The sequence below is a fragment of the Janibacter cremeus genome (genome assembly GCF_013409205.1).
Lineage (GTDB): Bacteria > Actinomycetota > Actinomycetes > Actinomycetales > Dermatophilaceae > Janibacter > Janibacter cremeus.
In genome coordinates, this window is record NZ_JACCAE010000001.1 from 2,568,449 (window position 1) to 2,590,336 (window position 21,888).

General features: G+C 68.7%; 16 protein-coding genes. 7 read left to right on the forward strand and 9 right to left on the reverse strand.

Annotated elements, in window-relative coordinates; all coding sequences use genetic code 11:
• Positions 1-43 precede the first annotated feature (43 nt).
• Positions 44-2,263: an NADP-dependent isocitrate dehydrogenase gene (locus tag BJY20_RS12215; RefSeq protein ID WP_185991789.1), complete on the reverse strand. Its 2,220-nt coding sequence runs from the start codon at positions 2,261-2,263 to the stop codon at positions 44-46.
• A 427-nt stretch (positions 2,264-2,690) separates the two neighbouring features.
• On the opposite strand from BJY20_RS12215, the gene BJY20_RS12220 reads away from it, so the two are divergent.
• Positions 2,691-4,247 carry a sugar transferase gene (locus BJY20_RS12220; RefSeq protein ID WP_185991790.1) on the forward strand — a complete coding sequence of 519 codons (1,557 nt, stop codon included), beginning with the start codon at positions 2,691-2,693 and terminating at the stop codon, positions 4,245-4,247.
• Positions 4,248-4,657: 410 nt separating this feature from the next.
• Positions 4,658-4,915, forward strand: coding sequence for a hypothetical protein (locus tag BJY20_RS12225; RefSeq protein WP_185991791.1), 258 nt, complete (start codon positions 4,658-4,660; stop codon positions 4,913-4,915).
• On the opposite strand, the gene BJY20_RS12230 is transcribed toward BJY20_RS12225, so the two are convergent.
• From BJY20_RS12230 to BJY20_RS12245, 4 genes are read right to left on the reverse strand one after another with little or no spacing between them, the layout of a single operon-like run.
• Positions 4,912-5,193: a PqqD family protein gene (locus BJY20_RS12230; RefSeq protein ID WP_185991792.1), complete on the reverse strand. Its 282-nt coding sequence runs from the start codon at positions 5,191-5,193 to the stop codon at positions 4,912-4,914. The two genes, BJY20_RS12225 and BJY20_RS12230, sit on opposite strands and share 4 nt — an antisense overlap.
• Positions 5,190-8,240: a glycosyltransferase family 4 protein gene (locus BJY20_RS12235; RefSeq protein ID WP_185991793.1), complete on the reverse strand. Its 3,051-nt coding sequence runs from the start codon at positions 8,238-8,240 to the stop codon at positions 5,190-5,192. The genes BJY20_RS12230 and BJY20_RS12235 overlap by 4 nt, the downstream gene beginning before the upstream one ends.
• Positions 8,237-9,571: an O-antigen ligase family protein gene (locus BJY20_RS12240; protein ID WP_246297628.1), complete on the reverse strand. Its 1,335-nt coding sequence runs from the start codon at positions 9,569-9,571 to the stop codon at positions 8,237-8,239. The genes BJY20_RS12235 and BJY20_RS12240 overlap by 4 nt, the downstream gene beginning before the upstream one ends.
• Positions 9,571-11,550: a glycosyltransferase gene (locus BJY20_RS12245; RefSeq protein ID WP_343062875.1), complete on the reverse strand. Its 1,980-nt coding sequence runs from the start codon at positions 11,548-11,550 to the stop codon at positions 9,571-9,573. Before BJY20_RS12245 ends, BJY20_RS12240 begins: the two co-directional genes overlap by 1 nt.
• Before the next feature lie 96 nt (positions 11,551-11,646).
• Here BJY20_RS12245 and BJY20_RS12250 point away from each other — a divergent pair, with 96 nt between their 5' ends.
• Complete coding sequence (locus tag BJY20_RS12250; protein WP_185991795.1) at positions 11,647-13,050, forward strand: polysaccharide biosynthesis tyrosine autokinase; 1,404 nt, start codon at positions 11,647-11,649, stop codon at positions 13,048-13,050.
• A 103-nt stretch (positions 13,051-13,153) separates the two neighbouring features.
• On the opposite strand, the gene BJY20_RS12255 is transcribed toward BJY20_RS12250, so the two are convergent.
• Entirely contained in the window at positions 13,154-13,879 is a 726-nt protein-coding gene (locus BJY20_RS12255; protein ID WP_185991796.1) for a hypothetical protein, read from the reverse strand.
• A 237-nt stretch (positions 13,880-14,116) separates the two neighbouring features.
• On the opposite strand from BJY20_RS12255, the gene BJY20_RS12260 reads away from it, so the two are divergent.
• A complete protein-coding gene (locus BJY20_RS12260; RefSeq protein ID WP_185991797.1) occupies positions 14,117-14,674 on the forward strand; it encodes a phosphatase PAP2 family protein in 558 nt (185 codons plus the stop codon).
• On the opposite strand, the gene BJY20_RS12265 is transcribed toward BJY20_RS12260, so the two are convergent.
• The gene (locus tag BJY20_RS12265; RefSeq protein ID WP_185991798.1) at positions 14,610-15,662 is read right to left on the reverse strand and encodes a glycosyltransferase family 4 protein; all 1,053 of its coding nucleotides are present in this window, start codon (positions 15,660-15,662) and stop codon (positions 14,610-14,612) included. The two genes, BJY20_RS12260 and BJY20_RS12265, sit on opposite strands and share 65 nt — an antisense overlap.
• A 133-nt stretch (positions 15,663-15,795) precedes the next feature.
• Between BJY20_RS12265 and BJY20_RS16505 the strand changes: the two genes are divergently transcribed.
• Positions 15,796-16,887 carry a glycosyltransferase family 4 protein gene (locus BJY20_RS16505; RefSeq protein ID WP_343062955.1) on the forward strand — a complete coding sequence of 364 codons (1,092 nt, stop codon included), beginning with the start codon at positions 15,796-15,798 and terminating at the stop codon, positions 16,885-16,887.
• A gap of 37 nt (positions 16,888-16,924) precedes the next feature.
• Positions 16,925-17,794, forward strand: a complete 870-nt coding sequence (locus BJY20_RS16510) for a polysaccharide pyruvyl transferase family protein (RefSeq protein WP_185991800.1) — start codon at positions 16,925-16,927, stop codon at positions 17,792-17,794.
• A 34-nt stretch (positions 17,795-17,828) separates the two neighbouring features.
• On the opposite strand, the gene BJY20_RS12280 is transcribed toward BJY20_RS16510, so the two are convergent.
• Positions 17,829-19,499 carry a lipopolysaccharide biosynthesis protein gene (locus BJY20_RS12280; RefSeq protein ID WP_343062877.1) on the reverse strand — a complete coding sequence of 557 codons (1,671 nt, stop codon included), beginning with the start codon at positions 19,497-19,499 and terminating at the stop codon, positions 17,829-17,831.
• 13 nt (positions 19,500-19,512) lie between these two features.
• On the opposite strand from BJY20_RS12280, the gene BJY20_RS12285 reads away from it, so the two are divergent.
• Positions 19,513-20,715 carry a hypothetical protein gene (locus BJY20_RS12285; protein WP_185991802.1) on the forward strand — a complete coding sequence of 401 codons (1,203 nt, stop codon included), beginning with the start codon at positions 19,513-19,515 and terminating at the stop codon, positions 20,713-20,715.
• Between the two features lie 3 nt (positions 20,716-20,718).
• Here BJY20_RS12285 and BJY20_RS12290 read toward each other — a convergent pair whose 3' ends face one another.
• On the reverse strand, positions 20,719-21,816 hold the full coding sequence (locus BJY20_RS12290; RefSeq protein ID WP_185991803.1) for a glycosyltransferase family 4 protein: 1,098 nt from the start codon (positions 21,814-21,816) through the stop codon (positions 20,719-20,721).
• Positions 21,817-21,888 lie beyond the last annotated feature (72 nt).

Here is a 21,888-nt window from a genome sequence, read left to right on the forward strand (position 1 = left end):
GCCGGCAACAGCCCGCGCGGCCCCCTTCGCATCACGGGACGGCTCACATGGAGTCGAGCACCGCGTTGAACGTGGCGCTCGGACGCATCGCGGCCGAGGCCCTCTCGGTGTCGGGCTTGTAGTACCCGTCGAGGTCGACGGGCGAGCCCTGGGCGTCGATGAGCTCACCGACGATCGTCTCCTCATCGGACGCGAGCCGCTCGGCGACGGAGGTGAACCGCTGCTGCAGCTCGGCGTCGGTGTCCTGCGCAGCCAGTGCCTGTGCCCAGTAGAGCGCAAGGTAGAAGTGGCTGCCGCGGTTGTCGATCTGACCGAGCTTGCGGGCCGGGGACTTGTTCTCCTCGAGGAAGGTCGCGATCGCCGTGTCGAGGGTGTCCGCGAGGACCTGCGCCTTCGGGTTGTCGAAGTTCTGCGCGAGGTGCTCCAGGGAGGCACCCAGCGCGGAGAACTCGCCGAGGGAGTCCCAGCGCAGGTAGTCCTCCTTGAGGAACTGCTGGACGTGCTTCGGTGCGGAGCCCCCGGCGCCCGTCTCGAAGAGGCCACCGCCGTTGAGCAGCGGGACGATCGAGAGCATCTTCGCGCTCGTGCCGAGCTCGAGGATCGGGAAGAGGTCGGTCAGGTAGTCGCGCAGGACGTTGCCGGTGACGGAGATGGCGTCCTTGCCGGCGCGGATCTGCTCCAGGCAGAAGACGACCGCCTCCTGCGGCGGCAGGATGCGGATGTCCAGACCATCGGTGTCGTGGTCGCCCAGGTACTGGTCGACCTTGGCGATGACCTGCGCGTCGTGGGCGCGCTTCTCGTCGAGGAAGAACACGGCCGGGGCGCCGGTGGCGCGGGCCCGGGTAACGGCGAGCTTGACCCAGTCCTGGACCGGGATGTCCTTCACCCGGCTCATCCGCCAGATGTCGTCCTTCTCGACCGCATGCTCCATGAGGGTCTCACCGGCGGCGTTCGTCACGGCGACGGTGCCGGCCTCGGGGATCTCGAAGGTGGTCGGGTGCGACCCGTACTCCTCGGCCTTCTGCGCCATGAGGCCGACGTTGGGCACGGTGCCGATCGTCGCGGGGTCGAGGGCGCCGTTCTTCTTGTGCTCCTCGATGACGGCGGCGTACATGGTGCCGTAGGACCGGTCAGGGATCATCGCGAGCGTCTCGGACTGGCCGTCGTCGGCGTTCCACATCTGGCCGGAGTCACGGATGACGACCGGCATCGAGGCGTCGATGATGACGTCGCTGGGCACGTGCAGGTTGGTGATGCCCTTGCTGGAGTCGACCATCGCCAGGGCCGGGCGCTGCGTCGACAGCGCGTCGATGTCGTCGCGGATGGCGGCAGCGGTCTCCTCCGGGAGGGTCTCCAGCTGGCTGTAGAGGGAGGCCAGTCCGTAGCGCAGGTCGACACCGGCCTCGGCGAGGGCCTCGGCATGGGTGTCGACGACCGAGCCGAGCCAGGCCGCGACGGCGTGACCGAAGATGATCGGGTCGGAGACCTTCATCATCGTGGCCTTGAGGTGCAGGGAAAGCAGCAGGCCCTCCTGGCGGGCGACCTCGATCTGCTCCCGGTAGAAGGCTCGCAGCGCCGACGCGGACATGAAGGTCCCGTCGACGATCTCTCCCTTCGTCACCGCGAGGGAGTCCTTCAGGACGCTCTTCTGGCCGCTGGCGGTGGTGAGCGTGATCGTCAGGGTGTCATCGGCGGGCATGACGACCGACTTCTCGTTGCCGAAGAAGTCGCCCCCGGACATGGACACGACGCGGGCCTTGTCGTCGGCGGTCCACTCCCCGAGGCGGTGCGGGTGCTTCTTGGTGAAGTTCTTCACGGCCTGGGGGGCACGGCGGTCCGAGTTGCCCTCGCGCAGGACGGGGTTGACGGCGGAGCCGAGCACGTTGGCGTAGGCGGCGGCGACCTCCTTCTCCTCATCGGTGCGGGGGGAATCCGGGTAGTCCGGCAGGTCGTAGCCCTGGCCCTGCAGCTCGGTGATGGCGGCCTTCAGCTGCGGCACGGAGGCGGAGATGTTCGGCAACTTGATGATGTTCGCCTCGGGCGACTGGGTCAGCTCGCCGAGCGCGGCGAGGTTGTTCGGGACGCGCTGATCCTGGGTGAGGCGGTCGGGGAACTGGGCGAGGATGCGAGCCGCGAGCGAGATGTCACTCGTCTCGAGCTCCACACCGGTGCCCGAGGTGAAGGCCTGGACGATCGGCAGGAGCGAGTAGGTGGCCAGCGCCGGCGCTTCATCAATCTTGGTCCAGATGATCTTCGCGGTCATGTGTGTCCCTCCGTGGGTGTGCGGTTCCTTGCCCCGATCTTCCCACGTGCCGGTCAGGCTCACGACGCGGCAGTCGGTAGGCGACTGCGTTGGTAAGAGTCTGGTCAGAGTAGTAAGCAATTGGTAAAGTCGTGATCCAGCGATCTATTGATCCCGGGGAGGGGACATCTCGTGCAGGTAGAAACAGCAGTGTTTTTGATGTGGGCAGTTCTGCCGCTGCTCGCCTACTTCGGGGGGCGGTTGGTCCTGATGAGGACGGAGCACAAGCGGGGATCCCGCTCGGCACCCGACGCTGAGCAGCGGTTGGCGCAGTTGCGTCGCTGGAGGGACGAGAATCAGGTGGCTCCGCGTGGTCGAATGGCGGATGCTCTGAGGTTGGCGCAGGGCGCCGACGAGACGTCCGTCCAGCAGGCCAGGCAGCTCTGACATGGTTGCGGTCGCTCCCCGGGGGTCCAGGGCGTCGGCGGAGTACGAGGGCCCCGATGGACTGGTCCGGGTTCGCACCGGTGTTGCCCTGACCGACTTCGTGGTGATCGTGTGGGCGGTGTTCGGTGCCCTGATCGTGCGCTTCGGCCTCGACGCCGGTTCGGACATCGCGGCGAGCGGTGACCGGTTCTCGCTCGGTTACCCGGCGTTCAGCTTGGCGCTCGCTGTGACGTGGTGGCTCTCCCTGCGACTGCACGGCGCCTACGAGGTGCAGACTCTGGGCCGTGGCGCGACTGAGTACCGCTTGCTGATGACTGCCACCCTGCGGCTCTTCGCCACGGTCGCACTGCTTGCCTATGCGTTGAAGATCGAGGTGGCTCGTGGCTATGTGCTGCTCGCTCTGCCCGCTGGGCTGCTCGGTCTGTTCATCGCGCGCCGGATGTGGCGGCGGTGGTTGGGCGCGAGGCGACGGACGGGGGAGTTCAACCACGATGTCCTGGTCGTGGGGGAGGCTGCCCACGCCCGTGGCCTCATCGAGGCCTTCACCGGGGCGCCGGAGACGGGGTACGGCGTCGTCGGGGTCTGCACGTCCACCACGGATGACGAGTGTGTGGGCGGGGTCCCGGTCGTCGGTACCGAGCACCAGGCGGCTCAGGTGGCCATGGAGCTGGGAGTCGACATCATCGCCTGCGGGGCGGTGCACCGTCTGGGGCCTGCCGGGCTTCGGCGCTTGGGCTGGGCACTGGAGGGCAGCGGGATCGAGCTGCTCGTGTCCCCGGGGCTGACCGAGATCGCGGGGCCACGGGTGGTGGCCCGTCCGGTGGCCGGCCTGCCCCTGCTGCACATCGAGGCCCCGACGTTCTCGGGAGCCCCGTTGATCATGAAGTCCGTGCTGGACTGGCTGGCCGCCCTGGTCCTGCTGATCGTCTTCTCACCGGTGATGCTGGTCGTGGCCGCTGTCATCAAGTTCCATGACGGGGGTCCTGTCCTCTTCCGGCAGGAGCGGATCGGGCTGGACGGCGAGCCCTTCCAGATGACGAAGTTCCGCTCGATGGGGGTTGGCGCGGAGGCCGAGTTGGAGGAGTTGAAGCGCCAGCAGACGCACCTGCTCGCTTCCACACCGGATGACAACGCCAGTCACCACGCCTTCGGACCCGCGCCCACGAGCGAAGGGGCCACCGGAGGGCAGGTGGATCGCGGCGTGCTCTTCAAGATGGAGGATGATCCTCGGGTCACTCCCTTCGGCCGGTTCATCCGGCGGTACTCGATCGACGAGCTGCCGCAGCTCTTCGACGTTTTGCTCGGGAGGATGAGCCTCGTCGGCCCTCGCCCCCCGCTGCCGGCCGAGGTGTCCCAGTACGAGTACGACGTGCACCGTCGGCTGCTCGTCAAGCCTGGCATGACGGGGCTGTGGCAGGTCAACGGACGCAGCAACCTCTCCTGGGACGAGTCGGTGCGCCTCGACCTGTACTACGTCGAGAACTGGTCGGTCGCGCTCGACATGATCATCCTGTGGCGGACATACGCCGCGGTTGTCGGCAGGGACGGTGCGTACTGATGGCTACGAGTCATGGCTGGCGGGGGTCGTTTCGAGGACGTACCTATCGTGCCCTTGCGAGCGTGCTCGCCCGCAGCTCCGATCCGATCGACTCATTCGAGCACCTTGTCGTAGGACGCGGTCCGTATCCGTGGGAGGCTTCGCTGCGCACTCCTGTTGGGGTGGTCCGCCTGTGGGTGCCGACCGCGCGTGACGCGCTCGAGGTCACGCGGTCCTTCCACCGTCGTGAATACGGATCGGGAACGCCGCAGGTGGTCGTCGATGTCGGCAGTCGAGCGGGGATCAGCAGTGCGTACTTCCTCAGCCGCTCGGACACGACTCGGGTCCACGTCTGGGAGCCGTCCCCGAGCCACGTGGAAGTGGTGCAGCGCAACGTCACCCCGTTCGCGAGTCGGTGCACCGTGCACCCCGTGGCGTTTGCGACCACCTCGGGCCGAGATGCGACGACGCAGGGCATCGGCGATGCCCTGCGGGGTGTGCTGCGCCTCGAGGACCACATCGATCTGCTCAAGATCGACGTGACCGGGATCGACGAGTACCTCCTCGCGGCCATTCCTGAGGACGTCCTGCCTGACATCTACGAGATCGTGCACGGCTTCCCCCAGGGCGTACGACGCCACCGTCCGCACGGGTATGAGCCCGATTACCAGTGGCGTCTTGCCGGCTAAGTGGCTGACCGGGGCCCCAGCAACCCCTCGGCCACCAGCTGGTCCACGAAGTCACCCACCTCGTCACGGATGCCGTCGACCTCCACACCTGCCTCGTCGGCGACCCGGTCGGCCACCGTTTCCCGAGGCCCTTCGGTGGTGGCGAGCCAGATGAGTGCTGCCGTGCCGCGGAGCACCGAGATCGGGCCCCGGGGCAGGCGCGCGAGGTACAGGACAGACGTTCCGTCGTCGTTGTCGGAGAGGGTCCAGGCGAGGTCGTTCGGGATGCGGTGGGTCATCGTCGCCCCCGGTACTCGGCCACCGCACGACGGGCCCGGTCCAGGAATTCGCGGGCGATCTCGCGGCGGTTGGGCCGGTGGCCCAGACGCGTGGCCAGGTGGTCGGTGTTCACCACCGGCAGACGGGCCAGAAGGCGGGCACGAGTGGCCAGGTCGGGGGCAGCTGCAATCCTGGCGCGCCACTCCTGCAGTCGTCCTTCGCGGGTAACCGCCAGCCAGAGGTCCTTCTCGGACGAAGGGGGAAGGTCGGCCAGCTGGCCGGTCCCCGCGGCGAAGGCCACGTCGGCACGGAACTCGCCGACCCATGCGCGCACCGCCTGCCGCAGCTCAACGTGCGCCCCGTCCCAGGCGTGACTGACGTCGGCGGTGGCCTGACCGTCGGGGAGGCTGCGCCCTGCGTGCAGAACCAGAAATCCCACTTGGGCGGGGATGTCCGGCGTCGGGCACGTGACCCCGGCGATCGCGCGTTCTACCCTCGCTGACCACAGCCGGTCGAAGGCCTCGGCCGGTGACAGTCCGATGCCGGGGTAGTGCCGGTGCACGTCGAGGTAACCCCACAGGTCGTGCCACAGCGTGGTGGAGTGCTCGAAGGGAGAGCCGGTGGCGAACCGGCTCGTCGTCCGGTACCCGGCCCCCGCGCACACGGCGAGGAACCTCTCGAGGTGGGCGGGCCGCACGAGCACGTCGGCGTCGCTCGCCCGACGGCCCTCGTGGACGAGCCGCTCGTCCAGGGAGTCGCCCTTGATGTGCAGGACGTCCAGGTCGTGCCGCGCGGCGAGGTGTTGAGCGGCTGCGTGTCCTAAGCGGACCCGTACCGCCAAGGGCAGATCCGTGGTTGCGTTGCTCGCACGGGCGTCACCCCGGTGCCGAACGCGGTCGAGCACGGTCTGCATCTCGCGCACCCGATCGGTCCACGTGGGTACCCCGTGGTCCACGCCAGCGGGGTACCGGTCGGAGGCCGGTAGTGCGGCGGCAACGGTGGCGGGGAAGTCCCCCGGATCCACCACTCGCAGGCGGCCGTCGGCGGCTTCCCGGAAACCGGCGACCGGGGTGCTGATGACGGGGCGGCCCACGGCACGGTATTCGTAGAGCTTGATCGGGTCGAGGCTGTCGGTGAAGTCGTCGACGACGTGCGGCACGAGGAGCGCGTCGGCGTGCTGGAGGTAGCCGGGGACGAGCCGCCGGTCCTTCGCCCCCAACCGCGCGACCCCCGCAGCGTCCAGCCGGTCCTGCTCGGCGCGCGTCAGCGCATCGGGACCGACGAGCGCGACGGTGCCGCGGCCCGCGAGTGCGCTCGCCGTCTGCACGCACAGGTCGATGTCGAGTCGGTCCGAGTGGAGCGTGCCGACGTAGATCGCGACCGGACCAACGGGAAGGTCCTCTGGTCGCGCGGTCGGCCGAGCAGTCGCGTCGATGTCCACGGCGTTGTGGACCAGCGTCACCGGACGTCTGGAGGACTTGGTCGCGGCGAGGGCCCGTGAGCAGACGACGACCTCCACGGCCTGGTCCAACAGGGTGGCCTCGTGCGACGCCAGACGCGACAGGGTGGTCGATCCCCGGTCGGCCTCCAGCCAGTCATCGGTGATGTCGTAGAGGGTTGGCCATCCGGTGCGCTGCATGACCAAGGCGCCCTGCGGGTCGTTGACCCACAGCACCGGTCGAGTGAAGCCGAGACGTTCACAGGCCCGGCGGATGGCGGCGGCCCAGCGCTCGTCCTGGTGCGTATCGATGCGGCGCGGCAGTGCCTTGGTCGGCTCGAGGAGCCACAAGGCGTCGGGCGCGACGCCGGGTAGATGGGGCCCTCTGCGCAGGCCCCGTCCGGTCCTCGGCGAGTGCCCGATCCACATGCTGTGCAGGGGGTCACGGGCGGGCTCGACGAAGAGCACACGAAGGGAGGGGTCGGCGCGCAACAGGCCGGTCAGCAGATGCTGGTTGCGGCGCCAGACCCGGTCCCAGGGCTCGAGGGAGATCACGACGAGGTCCTGCCCGTGACCGGGCCGCGGTTCACGGGGGGACCTGCTGGCCATGACGTGCCGGTAGAGGGACTCGGTGGACTCCGCCTGGGCCGCAACGGAGAATGCCCGCCGTTGCCGCTCACGGAGTGCTTGCCCGTAGCGATCATGTCGGGCCGGGTCGAACGCCAGATCGGCGAGCAGCCGGCCGGCCATCACCGCATCACCCGACGCGAAGAGCGCCGCGTCGGCGACCCCGCCGACGTTCTCGAGGTGACCACCGGCTGCTGCTGCCACGACCGGGGTCCCACAGGCCATCGCCTCGATGACGGTCAGGCCCATCCCCTCGACCGGGCACGGTGCCAGCAGGATGCCGGCGCGAGCCATCAGTAGGTCGACGTCGTGACGGTGGCCGACGAAGTCCGTGACCTCCCTGATGCCGAGCCGCCGCGCGAGCATCTCCAGCTCTACCCTCAGCGACCCGTCGCCCGCGATGACCAGGCGCCACCCCCTCTCGTGCAGGCCGGACTCGGCGAAGGCCGAGACCGCGACTTCGGTCGCCTTCTCCGCCTCGAGGCGCTGGGCGACCAGCACTGTCCGGTCGCGTGTCGACGGGGGCTGCCCGTCGGGGCGAATCGGGACCCCGGGAGGGATGACGACGGCGTCCACGTCGATGGTGCCCGCGATGTACTCGCTCACCGCGATCTCGGCGGCCAGGCGCTGCTGGAACCGCTCGGCAACTGCGCGTGCCGCCCGGGTGGACCCTCTTCGTGCCGCGAAGTGGCGGGTGCTGACGATCGGGGTGCGGGCCAGGGTCGGACTGGCCAGAGCGGTCAGGTCCGCCTCGGTCATGTGGGTGGCCACGACATCGGCGCGTCGTCCGGCAGCGCCCGCCAGATGGCGCAGCGTCGTCGTGCGGTCCGGGGCCGGCAGCAGTCGGACGCCCGAACGGCTGATCGCCGCGCGCATGGGTGCCTGATCGCCACCGAGCACGGTCACCTCGTGCCCGGCATCGTGCTGGGCAGCGGCCAGGACTGCGATGTGACGTTCGACGCCGGCGAAGCTGGGGGTGCAGACGACGTGCGTGATCCTCATGCCCTGCCTGCCTCGGCCGGTGCTGCAGATGCGGGCCGGACCGATGATGGGCTCATCGCATCGTGGCGGAGATGCTCCTCGTCCTCGTGCTTGGCGCAGGCGCCCAGACAGATCCCCGCGATCACGAAGGGGACCGAGGTCTGGGCGGCCACCCAGAACAGGTCCAGCTGCCCTTGGACGAAGCGGCTGAGGACGGCCAGCACCGCGAGCATCCCGTAGGTCGGCGGCATCCTCCACAGGACCACGATGCTGCCGACCATGAGGACGAGGAAGCCGATGAGCCCGATGATCCCCGCCGAGGTGAGGACCTCGATCTCGGCATTCGGCGGCTGGAACCCACCGGGAAAGCGGTCGGTGTACCACCAGCGCAGCCCCACGCCGACCAACGGCTGTGTCTGCCAGATCTCGATGGCGTCCTCGAACCACTCGAGGCGTTGGAAGGCCGAGTTGTGGATGTTGCCGCTGGACAGCTGATCACGAACGAGGGTCAGCACGATGGCGATGGCCGGAACGACCGCCAGCAGTGCCGCGCGTGATCTCCGGCGGTCCGTGCGGGTGCGTAGGACGAGGACGATGAGGGTGACCCCCAGGGCGGTGATGGCCTGACGCGACTGCGTGAAGCCGATCCCGATCACCAGCCACCAGAAGATGACCATGGCGGTCCGTGGCCCGACCTCCAGCCATGACGGTCGGATGTAGGCGATGAGTGCGGTGGTGCCCAGGATCGTCCCGAGGAAGTTCTTGTGCATCTCGTGGGGCAGGTACACGGGTTGGAAGTCGCCGCGGAGGACCTGCAGCAGCCCGACGCCGATGACCCAGGTCGCCAGGACCACCGCCGCCGCGAGCATGAGCTGCAGACCGGTGCTGCCTCGCCCCTCTCGCCCGACGGCCCAGCCGACGAGGAGCGCCCCTGCGACGAGGACCCAGGAGTGCACCCAGTCCAGCAGGTTGGCCACGTAGGGGTTGAAGACCACCGTGAAGAGCGTCGCCGCTTGGTACACCGCGGTCAGCCACAGCAGGTTGCGCATCTCTCGGCTGAAGGGGCGTCGGGCGAAGACGAGCGCGGTGGCGGTGCCGATGACGAGCGCGGCGTCGGACACCGACAGGTCCGTGGCCCCGTAGCCGGCCCGGGCCACGACGTACAGCAAGGGCAGGACCAGCAGCGGGACGAGCGCGTTCTGGAGTGCGGCGACGCCCAGGAGCAGCACGGCGACCGCGCAGGCCAGCGCGATGGCGGGCCGGCCCGGGGCCACCCAGCCGATGGCTGCGGCGAGCATCGCTGCGACGAGCAGACCCGCGACGGTGGGCGCGTGTGCGCGCGCTGCTCCCATCACGGTGTGTCCTGGAGTGGACGCTCCCGCGTGCCTGTCAGCTCCGCCTCGACGGCGACGGGCCCGCGCAGGTAGCGACGGACTCGGTCGCGGGCCGCGTCGGCGGGCGAACCGTCGAGGAGCAGAGCCCGCGCAGCAGACCCGACGATCACTGCCGCCCGGGTGACCTGCCAGCCGATGGCGCCGAAGTGCTTGCGGTGGTAGCGCTCCTGGGAGGCGTGGAAGTGAGCGTCCCGGCGACGGGTGTCGGTGCTCGTCGCCGAGCCGAGGTGGAGTGCGCTGACCTGCGACACGAGGCGGTGGCGCCACCCGAGATCGACTGCACGCTTCGCCCAGTCCGTCTCCTCGGCGTAGAGGAAGAAGGACTCGTCGAGGGCTCCGACCTGGTCCAGCGCCTGCGCACGTAGCAGCAGCACGGACCCGATGACGTAGTCATCGGTCCCGAACCGGCCCAGACCGATGGCCTCGGCAGCAGCGCCCCACGGTGTCGGAAGGGGCCACGCCACCCGGCCGGGACGTCCGTGACCATCGACCTGGGCCGGCCCGACGCTGGCGAGATCCGGCTCCGCGTGCAGGGCCGTGTGCAGCGCGCGGATACCCGCCTCGTCCACGACCGCGTCGGGGTTGAGCAGCAGCACGTCAGCGCCGGGCAGGAGTCGGTGGGCCAGCCCGTGGTTGACCCCGAAGGCGAAGCCTCCGTTGCGCCCGGAGTCCAGGTACCGCACGCCCAGGTCCGCACAGGCACGACGAACGTCCGGGTCGCCGGAGTTGTCGACGACGGTGACCGGGAGGTGCGAGATGGGGCCGAGGGTCTCGCGCAGCATCTGCGCGGAGTGGAAGGCGACCACGATGATCTCGGGGCCGTCGACGACGACCGGTCCAGCCCCCTTCGCAATGTCCTCGTACAGCGCCACGTACTGCTCCCCGATCACGCCCCAGTCGAACTCGCGCGCTCGCGCGAGCCCCTTCCGCTGCATTGTCGTCCACAGGTCGTCATCGGCGCCAGCACGGGCCAGGGCCGCGGCGAGGGCGTCGGGGTCACCGGGTGGCACCAGGAGCCCGGCACCCCCGACGACGTCGGGCAGGGCGCCGCTGTCGGTGGCCACGACTGGTGTGCCGCAGGCCATCGCCTCGACCACGACGCGCCCGAACTGCTCCAGCCACCCGGGGGTGGTTCGCGACGGCACGGCGAGCACGTCCAGAGAACGGTAGAAGTCGGGTAGGTCCGCCTTGCCCACCGGGCCGAGGAACTCCGCCCGTCCCGCCAGATCGGGGCTGGTCGCCCGCTCGCGCAGATCCTGCAGCTGGGGGCCAGCACCGGCCACGACCAGTCGCAGGTTCGGGGTGGCCGCGACGGCCTCGAGGAGGACGTCGACGCCCTTGTGGCGAGCGAGCCGACCGGCATAGCCGACCCGGACGGGATCGACCCCGTGGTGCGCCCGTCGCCCCTCTGGTGTGAAGCGGTCGGAGTCGATGCCCAGACCGATGAGGACGGCTCGACCGGCCAGGCCCTTGCGGGTGACGATCTGACCGGCCTGCTCGTTGCACACGCTCACGGCGGCGGCGTGCCGCAGGGCCCAGCGCTCCAGCCAGCGGAAGGGGGGAGGGTAGCGCTTGTCGATGTTCTGCGCCGAGTACAGGCAGTACGGCATCCGCGCGCCCCGTAGCGCCCGCAGGGCGAGCACCTCGGCCGTCGCGAGCGCGAAGGGTTCCTCGTGCAGGTCGAGCACGTCCCACTCCCGGCGCAACAGGCGCCACAGCGGGCGGGGATCGTAGACGAAGAGGGCGGGGTGGATCCCGAGGGTGCGGACACCGATGACGTCCTCGCCCGGCCGGGGGTCGAGGGGGACGTCGCGCCCCCCTTCGTCCCACCGCCGGGCGGTCACCGAGGTGACCTCGTGGCCGAGCCTGCGCGCAACCCGCTCCCGCTCCCGCCAGTCATCCACCACGCCGCTGTGGGAGATCCGCAGGATCCGCACCTTATACACTCCTCGGCAGCGGGTGGGTGGCGTCATGTCGACCCTACCTTCGCGGCACCGAGGACGGTGTCGTTCAGGCTTGGGGAGGAGTCGACTGTGCAGTTGAGCGAGTTCTTGGGTGTGCTGCGCACGCGGTGGACGATCGTCGTCTCGTGTGTGGTCCTGGCGGTCCTGGCGGCCGTCGCGGCGACCCTGCTGACGACGCCGGTGTACGAGGCCAGCGCGCGGATCTACCTCAGTACCGAGCGCTCCGGCGAGGCGTCGCAGGGGGGCGTCTTCGCGCTCACCAGCGATGACCTCGAGACCTATGTCTCGATCCTCGACACCCCGGCGGTGCTGGAGCCCCTGCGCGAGGAACTCGACATGGAGCCGGGCCACCCGATCAGCGTCCGGGCCAGCGTGACCGGATCGACCTCCATCCTCAACATCACGGCCCGGGCATCCGATCCGCAGGAGGCCGCCGACGTGGCCAACGAGGCGGGGCCCCAGCTGGGTGCCGTGGCCGGGGAGTTCTCCACCCTGCTCGCCTCGTCCGGTCAGAAGGTCGTCTCCACGCCGATCGAGCCGGCGGTGGCTCCCTCGCGTCCCACGTCGCCGGACCCGGTACGCAACATCGGGCTGGGGCTGCTCGCCGGCCTCGTGCTCGGGATCGGGCTGGCCTTCCTCCGGCACGCGCTGGACACCAAGGTGCGCGGCGAGGAGGACATCCGCGCCCACTCGGACGCACCGATGCTCGCCGGCCTGCCGCTGGAGCAGACGCCCAAGAGGGGGCTGATCAGCCTCGAGGACCAACCTCACGGCCGCCACGCCGAGGCCGTGCGGCGTTTGCGCACCAACCTGATGTTCATCGATGTCACCACCGGCCGGCACTCCTTCGTCGTGACCTCGGCCGTGCCCGGGGAGGGCAAGACGACGACCGCCGTGAATCTCGCGCTCGCGATGGCCGACTCGGGCCGGCGCACCCTGCTCGTGGATGCCGACCTGCGCAACCCGTCGGTGGCTCGGACCCTGGGGATGGAGGGGAGTGTCGGCCTGACGACCGTGCTCCTGGGGGAGGCTGACGAGCATGAGGTCATCCAGTCGTGGGGGAGCGCCGGTATGGATGTTTTGCCCGCGGGCCCGATCCCGCCGAACCCGAGCGAGCTGCTCGGCTCAGCGCCGATGGAGGCCCTGCTGACCAGCCTGGTGCAGCAGTACGACTTCGTGCTCATCGACTCCCCGCCCGTGGTCCCGGTCATCGACGCCGTCGTCATCGAGCGGCTGACCGGAGGGTTGCTCATGGTCGTGGGCGTCGACCGGACGAGGAAGAAGGACCTGGCGGCTGCGCTGAGGCAGCTGGAGACGGTCGGTGCGCGCGTGTCCGGCTTCGCCCGCAACTTCGTTGCCGGCAAGGGGAGCGGCGAGTACCGCTACGGCTACCACGCCTACGGTCAGGACGCGTCCCGCGAGACCCGTAGCGGCCGAAGGGCCACCGAGGCAGGAGCCGGCCGACGGCAGTGACCTGACGGCAGGCATCGACTGACGACGAAGGGCATCGCACGAGTGTTCTCGTGCGATGCCCTTCATCCGCCTTCAGGGAGCGGTCGAGGCGACCGGTGTGAGCTCAGGCCAGGTGTGCCCCGGTCGCACCTTCAGTCGCGCCCTCGGGCTGCGGAGGCGGAGCCATTCTGGCGTTCCCCCCGGAGTACGGGCCACGGGTGCCGTTCCGCCTCTCGAAGGTCAACACCTCCGGATTGCCGTCGCCGTACTGGTCGATGGTGATGGAGCGTTGCGCCCAGTAGGTGACGTCATCGCACCTGTTTCCCGGCTGCGTGAAGCTGAACTCGACGTGGAAGTTACCCAGGTACAGACGTCCATCCGTGGCTACGTTGCCGGGATCGATCGGGCAGTTGTTGTTGTAGTTGAACGTGTACGGCCGGTACTGGAGCCCGTCGGCCTTGGTTGCGAGTGGTCCGCGTCCTGCGAAGTTCCAGCACGTGGAGTGGCCGCTCCCGGCCGAGACAGAAGCGTTCTGGTTGCCGATGATCCAGTACACCAGTCGTGCATCGGTGATGACAGCATTCGGTAGCACGTCATACAAGTAGAGACCGAAGGGAGCCCCGTCGGGTGTCCCTCCAGAGTAGTTCGGGTCGGAGTCCACATCGAGGGAGTAGCGACAGTTCCACCCTCCGCTCGGACTGTTGAGGACCCAGCCATTGATGCCGGGGTCCTTGCGGACCGAGGCCGCATAGGCCGGTGCCGCGGTGCCCCCCAAGATGACCGGCGTCGCCCAGGCAGCGCCCTTGGCCACCGTCCGGCGGGAGACGGGTTTCGTGGTTCCTTCGCTCATGACTTCCCCTCATTGTGCGATGCAGGCATCGGTACTTCCCGCACGATCAATCAGACCTTACTGATTACTTACTCAATGTGGCAATATCCTGACTGTCTGCTGGACGCAAATCTGGGGTTGGCCAACAGCAGAGAAACCACGACAGGGGGTGCTCGGATGACGTACCTCTTGTCGTCGCGGGGTGTGGCGAGCACCGTCTGCGCAGCGACAGCCTTGTGTCTGATCTATGCCCTTGGCGTGCTCACAGTGCCCGGTCAGTGGGTGGACGACGAGATCTTCGGGCTCGTGCAGGAGGTCGGTATCGGGCCGCTGGGGGAATGGCTCCCCTTCCTGGGGCGCACCGTGCTGCCCCGGGCTGCCCTGGTGGCGCTCGTCGTGATCGGCACGGTTGCCGTGCTGCGCAGACGGTGGAGTCGCGTGCTGATGGGTGCGTCGGTCGTCCTGATGTCGGTACCGACATCATGGCTGCTGAGGCAGTGGCTGCCACGGCCTGACCACGGGTACTCGTACGTGGAGAACACGCTGCCGTCCACCCATGTCACTGCGGTGACCGCAGCCGTCGTCGCCATCGCGTTGCTCATCCCCCTTCGTCCGGCGTGGCTGGACCGGGTGCTCCTCGGGCTCGTCGCTCTCGCGTGCCTCGGCAGCGTCGTGGGATATGCGCACCGCCCCAGTGATGTCCTCGCCTCGGTGCTGCTGGTCGGCGTCGTTGCCGGACTGGTCGGTGCGATCAGCGTCCCTCGGCGACCGACGTCCACACCGACGCATGCCCCGCCAGGCTCCGCTCCCAGGTGAAGTGGTCTGCCCTGGCCCTTCCTCGCGCAGCCACTCGTTGAACCTCGGGATCATCGCCGGTGGCGTCGATGATGCCCTCGGCGATCGAGTGCGCGTCCGGCGCGACGAGCAGCGCGCCATCGCCGACGACCTCAGGAAGGGAGCTGGTGTTCGCCGCGACGACCGGGACCCCGGTTGCCATGCCTTCGAGGGCGGGGAACCCGAAACCCTCGTAGAGCGAGGGCACGACTACCGCCTCGGCGGCGGCGATGAGGTGTGGGACGAGGCCGGCATCGACGAGGCCGGCGAGTACGACGTTCGGCAGGTGGGCGAAGAGCGCGGTTCGACGCGGGTGGGGGGGACCGGTGAGGACGAGGGTGAGCTCCGGTCTGGTGGCGTGGACGAGTGGCCACGCTGCGGCCAGCCCGGCGAGGTTCTTGCGCTCGGATGCGCCACCCGTGGTCAGCACGAAGGGGGAGGGGACCCCTACGGACCGCAGATCCGCGGGCGTGGCGGGTGCGGCGTCGAAGAAGCGTTCGTCGACGCCGTTGTGCACGACATGCGGTGGGTCGATGCCGAGCAGGTCGACGGCTTCGGCGGCGCTGAACGCGGAGACGCAGACGACCGCCGCCGCGCGCCGGATCTCCTCTGCGGCAGCGGGGACCGGGGCGGACTCGTCCGGGTACTTCCAGGCCACGACGTCGTGCAGCGTGAGCACGTCGGCATGGGGCGAAGGGGGCAGCTCCAGACTCATCCGGTGGACGACGGCATCACGGGGGTACAGCGCCCGACCGATGAGGCGGCGTGCCGACGCGGGGGCGCTCGCGACCTTCCCGAGCGGCAGTCGGTGGGTCCCGGGGAGCGGAGAGCGAAGGGAGCGCACGACCGCTTGGTCGACCGTCCAATCGGCAGGGAGGGCTTTCGGTGAGTGCATGACGATCCGGTCCTCGTACAGGCCCGTTCCCAGCATCGAGTCGGAGGCGATCCGCGCGATGGTCAGTCGGGTCATGGTCACTCCGAGGGCAGGGTTGGTGCTGTCATGATGGCATGCACGGGGCTCGACGAAGGGGGATACGGTGGCACAGAGGAAGCCGCGACGGATCGCGCTCATTGCGTCGTCCTTCCACCCGCACACCGGGGGCGTGGAAACGCACGTACGGGCCGTGGCCGGCGAGCTTGCTGCGGAAGGTGATCTTGTAGAGGTGTGGACCGTCGACCGGGGCGAGCGGCTTGGGGAGGGAATGGTCGACGGCATCGTCGTTCGGTACCTTCCGACGCCACTGCCGGCGCGTGACGCAAGGGCGCTGGCACGTTTCCTGGTGGCAGCCCCACCTACTCTGAGTGCCTGGTGGCGAGCGATGCGCTCCCTTCGTCCGCATGTGCTGCACGTGCACTGCTTCGGACCCAATGGGGTCTATGGGTGGTCACTGCACCGACTGACACGCAAGCCGCTCATCGTCACCTCGCACGGGGAGACCTTCATGGACGACCACGGCGTCTACGATCAGTCCGCGCTCCTGCGGACGGCCCTGCGTCGGGCCATCGCAGATGCTGCAGTGGTGACGGCTCCGACGCAGTTCGTCCTCGCCGACTTGCGGAGGCGTTTCGGACTTGTCGATGGCGGCGTCGTTCCCAATGGCATAGACCTCCAACCTCCCGCCAGAGAGTTGGTTCGACTACCCGTCGGACGGCCGGTCGTCCTAGCAGTCGGTCGGGTCGAGCGGATGAAGGGTTTTGACCTGCTGCTGGACGCGGCAGCCGACTCCCGCCTGGAGCACGTCCAGTTCGTGATCGGGGGAGATGGGTCGCAGACGCTCGCCCTTCGCGAGCAGGCTGTGCAGCTGGGCATCGACAAGCGCGTCCATTTCCTCGGGCAGCTCACTCCGGGAGAGGTCGCTTCCGCGATGGCGGCAGCAGATGTCGTCGCAGTGCCGAGTCGCAACGAGGCCTTCGGCATCGTTGCGCTCGAGGCGTGGCGCTCGGGTACGTCACTCATCGGGACGGTTCACGGAGGGATGCCAGAGTTCGTCGCGGACGGTGTCGATGGCCTGCTGGTCGACCCGACCGATGTGGACGCACTCGCAGGAGGTCTGAAGCGGATTCTGACCGAGGACGGGCTCGCTCGGCGACTTGCTGATGCGGGCAGAGGTCGCGTTCCGGACTTCAGTTGGGCTGCCGTCGCCCAGCGATATCGCCAGCTGTACGCGGGCCTAGGGGAGGTGCGCGGTGGGTGAGGAGCGCCGGCTTGATCGCTGGTGGCCCTATGACTCGGTGAGTCGCCGCCGCGGACGATCCGTGGGGCGGGTCGTCGATGCAGCCGTCCGCGCCCGGACATCACATCCGGCGGTCCTGCCGGCGTACTGGTGGGACGGTCACCCCAACTTCGGCGACGCCCTCACGCCGTGGGTCCTCGCGCGATACGGGATCATCGCCGTCCACACGTCCCCCGCAGCGGCACGACTGGCAGGCGTCGGGAGCATCCTCGAGCAGGTTCCCGAGGAATTCGACGGCGTCATCTGGGGATCCGGTCTGCTCCATGGCGAGACCACGCGCATTCCCCGCGCGCCGGTCTTGGCGCTTCGTGGCCCGTTGACCCGCGATGCCCTGGGGGTCACCGAGGATGTCCCGCTGGGCGACCCCGGCATTCTCGTGGGGCGTCACGTCCCCCGGCTGCGTGCGCGCTGGCGCCTGGGCCTGGTTCCCCATGGCTTCCATCGTCAGGAGCCGGGACTGCAGGAGTTCTCGGCACGGACCGGGCAGGACGTCACGGTGATCGACGTGCGGGCTCGACCCGGCCCGGTCATCCGACACATTGCCTCGTGCTCCGCGATCGTGACCACGTCCCTGCACGGCCTGATCGTGGCGGACGCGCTGGGCATCCCGGCCGCGTGGACCCGCAGGCAGCCCGACCTGTGGGGCGGGGACTTCAAGTTCCGCGACTACGAAGCCGTCATGACCCCCGGTCGCAGCCGCGAGATCGTCGTGGCCCCGGACACCACCCTTGCCGACGTGCTCGCGGGAACCGACCAGGCCGAAGATGACGCGCGGGCGGAGTCAGTCCTTCGTCTGGAGTCGACCATTCCGCGGCTACCCGTCAGCCGCGATCGTCCGTGGCGAGCGTTCGCCCACAAAGGACGATGACCTCCTGCACTCTCCGTTGTGCTGAACCGGGTGATTACCTTGCCCACGCCAAGCAACGGGCCAAGGGAGTCGTCACGCGTCGGACGGCCTTCGGTCCGATGCTGGAGACGATCCCGGCGTCAGCGGGAGTCAGCCCGGTGCGCGAGACCCACAACCCGATGGCAAAGGTGAGGACACTCACGGGGAGCGCGATCAGTGCCTGAAGGCCAGGTCCAAGGGCGACGAGGGTGGTGCCGAGATAACTGGCCACGGCTGCGGCCATCCCCAGCCACATGGGGCTCGAGGCGCGAAGGCTGGCCCGTGTCGGTGTCTCGAAGCTCTCCTTCTCAGTGAGCAGCAGCCAGCCGAACCTGACCAGTCCGACCGATGCCTTGGCCAAGACTGCCCCCCATGCGCCGAGCACCGGCACGGTGAGGAGCGCCAGAGCTCCCATTGCTCCCAGAGCCAGCAGGTTCAATCGCAACACGCTCATGCCCCGCAGACGCGAGGAGACGAAGGAGATCATGGGAAAGGTCACCACAGTCAGGCCGGCGGTGGCCGTGAGTACGAACACCAAGTTGGAGGCCGCGGTGTACTCGGCGCCGTAGATGACGGGTACGAGAATCGCGAGGACCGGGGCTCCAACGGCGATGATTGCGCCGATGATCGTTGATGATGTGCGCAACACTCGCAGGAAAGCTCGCCCGACAGCCTCCCCATCGACCTCCCGTAGGCCGGATACGGCCGGAACCAACGGTGTCAGCAGACTCTGCGCAGGAGCGAAGGCATGACCGGCCAGACCGAAGGCCAGCGCGTACATGCCCACCTGCTGCGCGGTGGAGAGCTGTTCCAGCAGGATGACTTCCGTCCGGTCGAGGGCCAACCCGGCCACGACTCCCGAGGCCCCCGCGGGAAGGGCGTACCGCCAGAACTCGCGGGGTAGCCGCCAGGGCGCCCGAATGCGAAGCACCGCCCGCCGGTAGATCGGGGCGATGATGGGAATGGCCAGCAAGGGAGCCATCCCGCTCACGACCAGACGAGTCAGCCAGACTCCGTCGGGCGTTCCCATCGAGTAGAGCGAGAGCAGCACTGCCGCCTGCGTGACGACATTCATCACGATGGCCAACTTGGCGCCGGCTGCGGTGCGGTTCTCGATCGTCAGGCACGCAGTGGCTCCACCGACGGCGGCCGGTACCCAAACGCCGAAGACCACCGCGCCGACGAGCAACGCCGGCCGCCCCTCACCCAGCAGGACCACGATCAGGGTGAGGAGGGGTGCGGCCCACAACACACGAAAGCCCTGGGACCGGGACAGCAGGGCTTGGACACGGCCGCGGTCTCCTCTCGCGTGTGCCTTTGACCCGAACTGGATCAGGCCCGAGCTGATCCCTGCGGAGACGATGAGGGTGGCGATGCTCATCACGGCCGTCAGGTACGCCAGCCGCCCGAAGCCCGCTGGACCGAGGACTCTCGCGAGCACGATGTTGACCACGAAGGCCGCCGGGAGTGACAGGGCCGTGTGCAGCACAGTCCAAGCGGCACCGGAGGCTGCCCGCTGCTGCAACTGTCCCCGAGTCAGTCGCGGCCCTTCGCCCATGATCAACCCCCCCCATCGGGTCTCGGTTCCCGGCACGAGCCGGAACCGGTGTGCGCCCTGGCGGCCGACGGGCCCGGATCTACACTCCGAGCACACCCTAGAGCGTGATGCGTCGCGATCGCGTGTCATTGAGGAGGCGTACGTGCTTGTCGTTGATCAGCCCCGGACGGCGGGGGTGGGAACGAGACTCCGGGTCACGACAAGACTCGCCGGAGCGGCGGTTGATGAGTTGTGGTTCGAGGTGCCCCGTCACGTCGAAGACATGGTCACGCGTCGAAGCGACCCCTTTGCCGTCGCATTGGTGCTGCCGGCGATGCGCCTTGGTGTGGACCTGCACCTGCACGGGGTGGTGACGGATGAACTGCTCCTTCGGCTCAATCACGAGTACCAGCACCTGCACCGCAGCGCTTTCCCGCAGTATCGGGCGATCACCGTGACGAGTGACGATGTGGCACCGCCAGAAGCCGCTGGCCCCGGTGTCGCGGCGGGGTTCTCTGGCGGCGTCGATTCGTATGCGTTGCTGCACGACTACTTCCTCGACGAGGATTGTCCACCGTCGTTGCGAGTGACCCACTGGTTGTTCAACAACGTCGGTTCGCACGGCGCCGGGAAGGCAGATGCGTTGTTCACGCGCCGCCTCAGCGATGTCCGGCACGCACTGGAACCAACACGTCTACCCGTGATCGACGTGGACTCCAATGTGGACGCCGCTTACCAACTCGGGCGTCGTCATGGACACACCGCCTTCCTGCAGACGCACACGGCCCGCAATGCGGCCGTGGCACACCTTCTCGCTCCGGGCCTGGGACTGTGGCTCTACGCCTCCTCCAGCCACTACCGCCACATGCATGTGCGTCCGAGCTCCACCAGCAGTCCGAGTGAGTCAATCGGGTTGCAACTGCTGTCCACCTCGTCGCTCCAGCTGCGGTCTGTTGGCGGTGAGTACACCCGGGTCGACAAGACGCGGGTCATGGCCGACGTACCTGATGCGGTGAACCACTTGGACGTGTGCATTCGTGAGGAGTTCGACGCGCCATCGACGAACTGCTCCGCGTGCTTCAAGTGCCTGCGCACGATCTATGCCCTGGAGTTGCTGGGGTTGGCGCCGCCATTCTTTGCCGCGGGCACATTCGACTACCGCACGTACGCCGAGGCCAAAGAGGACTACGAGGTCACGCTCTTGACGCCCGAGGCTGCCCCTCTTGAGCGAGAGATCAGGCAATTGGCAGGCGAGGTCGGTCACTCATTCAGCCTGCGAAGCAGGGCACGGGCAGTGCTCGCACGGATGCAGGCCAAGGTGCGACGGATGGTGTCATTGCCGATCAGACCTCTACGACGCCGATGATGATCAGGGTCGTGAGCGTGTCGGGCGGGGCGCGAGGTCAACATCTTCGCCGTGCCCCGACACCCACGTCGCCAGCGGCGCGGTCGCAGTTGTCCACGCCAGCGTGTCCAGACGGGCCTGCCGCTGCTCTGGGTCGAGCCGGGTCGGCGGCCCCTCGGTGTCCAGCCACTCGGTGAGGGCCGGGATCCACTCGTCCCGCTCGTCCGCGATCCGAGGCAGGCCCCGATACCCCGGCGCTCCTTGATCCGTGGTGATGACCGGGACACCGACGGCAAGCGCTTCGGCGTACTTCACAGGTGCGCCGACACTCTCCGGCAGCGGGATGGCAATGGCCCAGGCGTCGCTGAGGAAGGCCTGCAGGTCGTCGACCCGGCCCCATGCCTCCACCCCGGGCGCGGCCGCAATGGCAGGGTCGAGGCCGGAACCAGCGACCGCGCACGTCGCACCCGTCGCCAGATGCACTGACGGCCAGACTTCGTTGATGAACCAGTTGAGTCCAACCGTGTTGGGCTGCCACGACCAGTTGCCGAAGAGCTTGAGGACCGGCGTCGACGCAGGTGCTGGCTCGATCGACCACTCCTGAGGGTCGATGCCGTTCTCGACGACCAGCACAGGCGCGGGGCCGTCGATCAGCGAGGCTGCCTCACGGGCCGAGGTCACCGTGACCACGGTCGCCTCGTGCCGGATGCGCCGCTCGAGATCGAGCCAGGCCCGCGAACTGCTGCCGGACCCCGACCACCGACTGAAGACGTTGTGGAGGTCGACGACCGTGGGCCGGTCCTTGGGCGCCGCCCACCCGAACCGCTCCCAGCTCTCACCGTGCGCGACGACGACTACCTCGCCCCACGCTGCGAGACGGCGCCTGAGCGCGCGTCGTCGCCCCGGTCGGGGCAATCGACCACGCCACTCCAGCGGCGGCAGGCGATGCACGTCGTCGGCAACCGCGCGCACCGAGGTGTCGTCCTGCGGGCCGGCGAGGGTGACGACCCGAACGGTGTGCCCCGCTTCTGCAAGGGCGCGGATCTGGAAGAACTGTCGGCGCTGGCCCCCCTGACCGAACTGGTCCGGTGTCTCGTTGCTCACCCAGTGCACCGCCACCATGGTGTGATCCTTGCATGCGCTCGGTGGCGCGCTCGCTTCTGCCGTCACCTCGTGGGGCCTAGCGAGGTGACA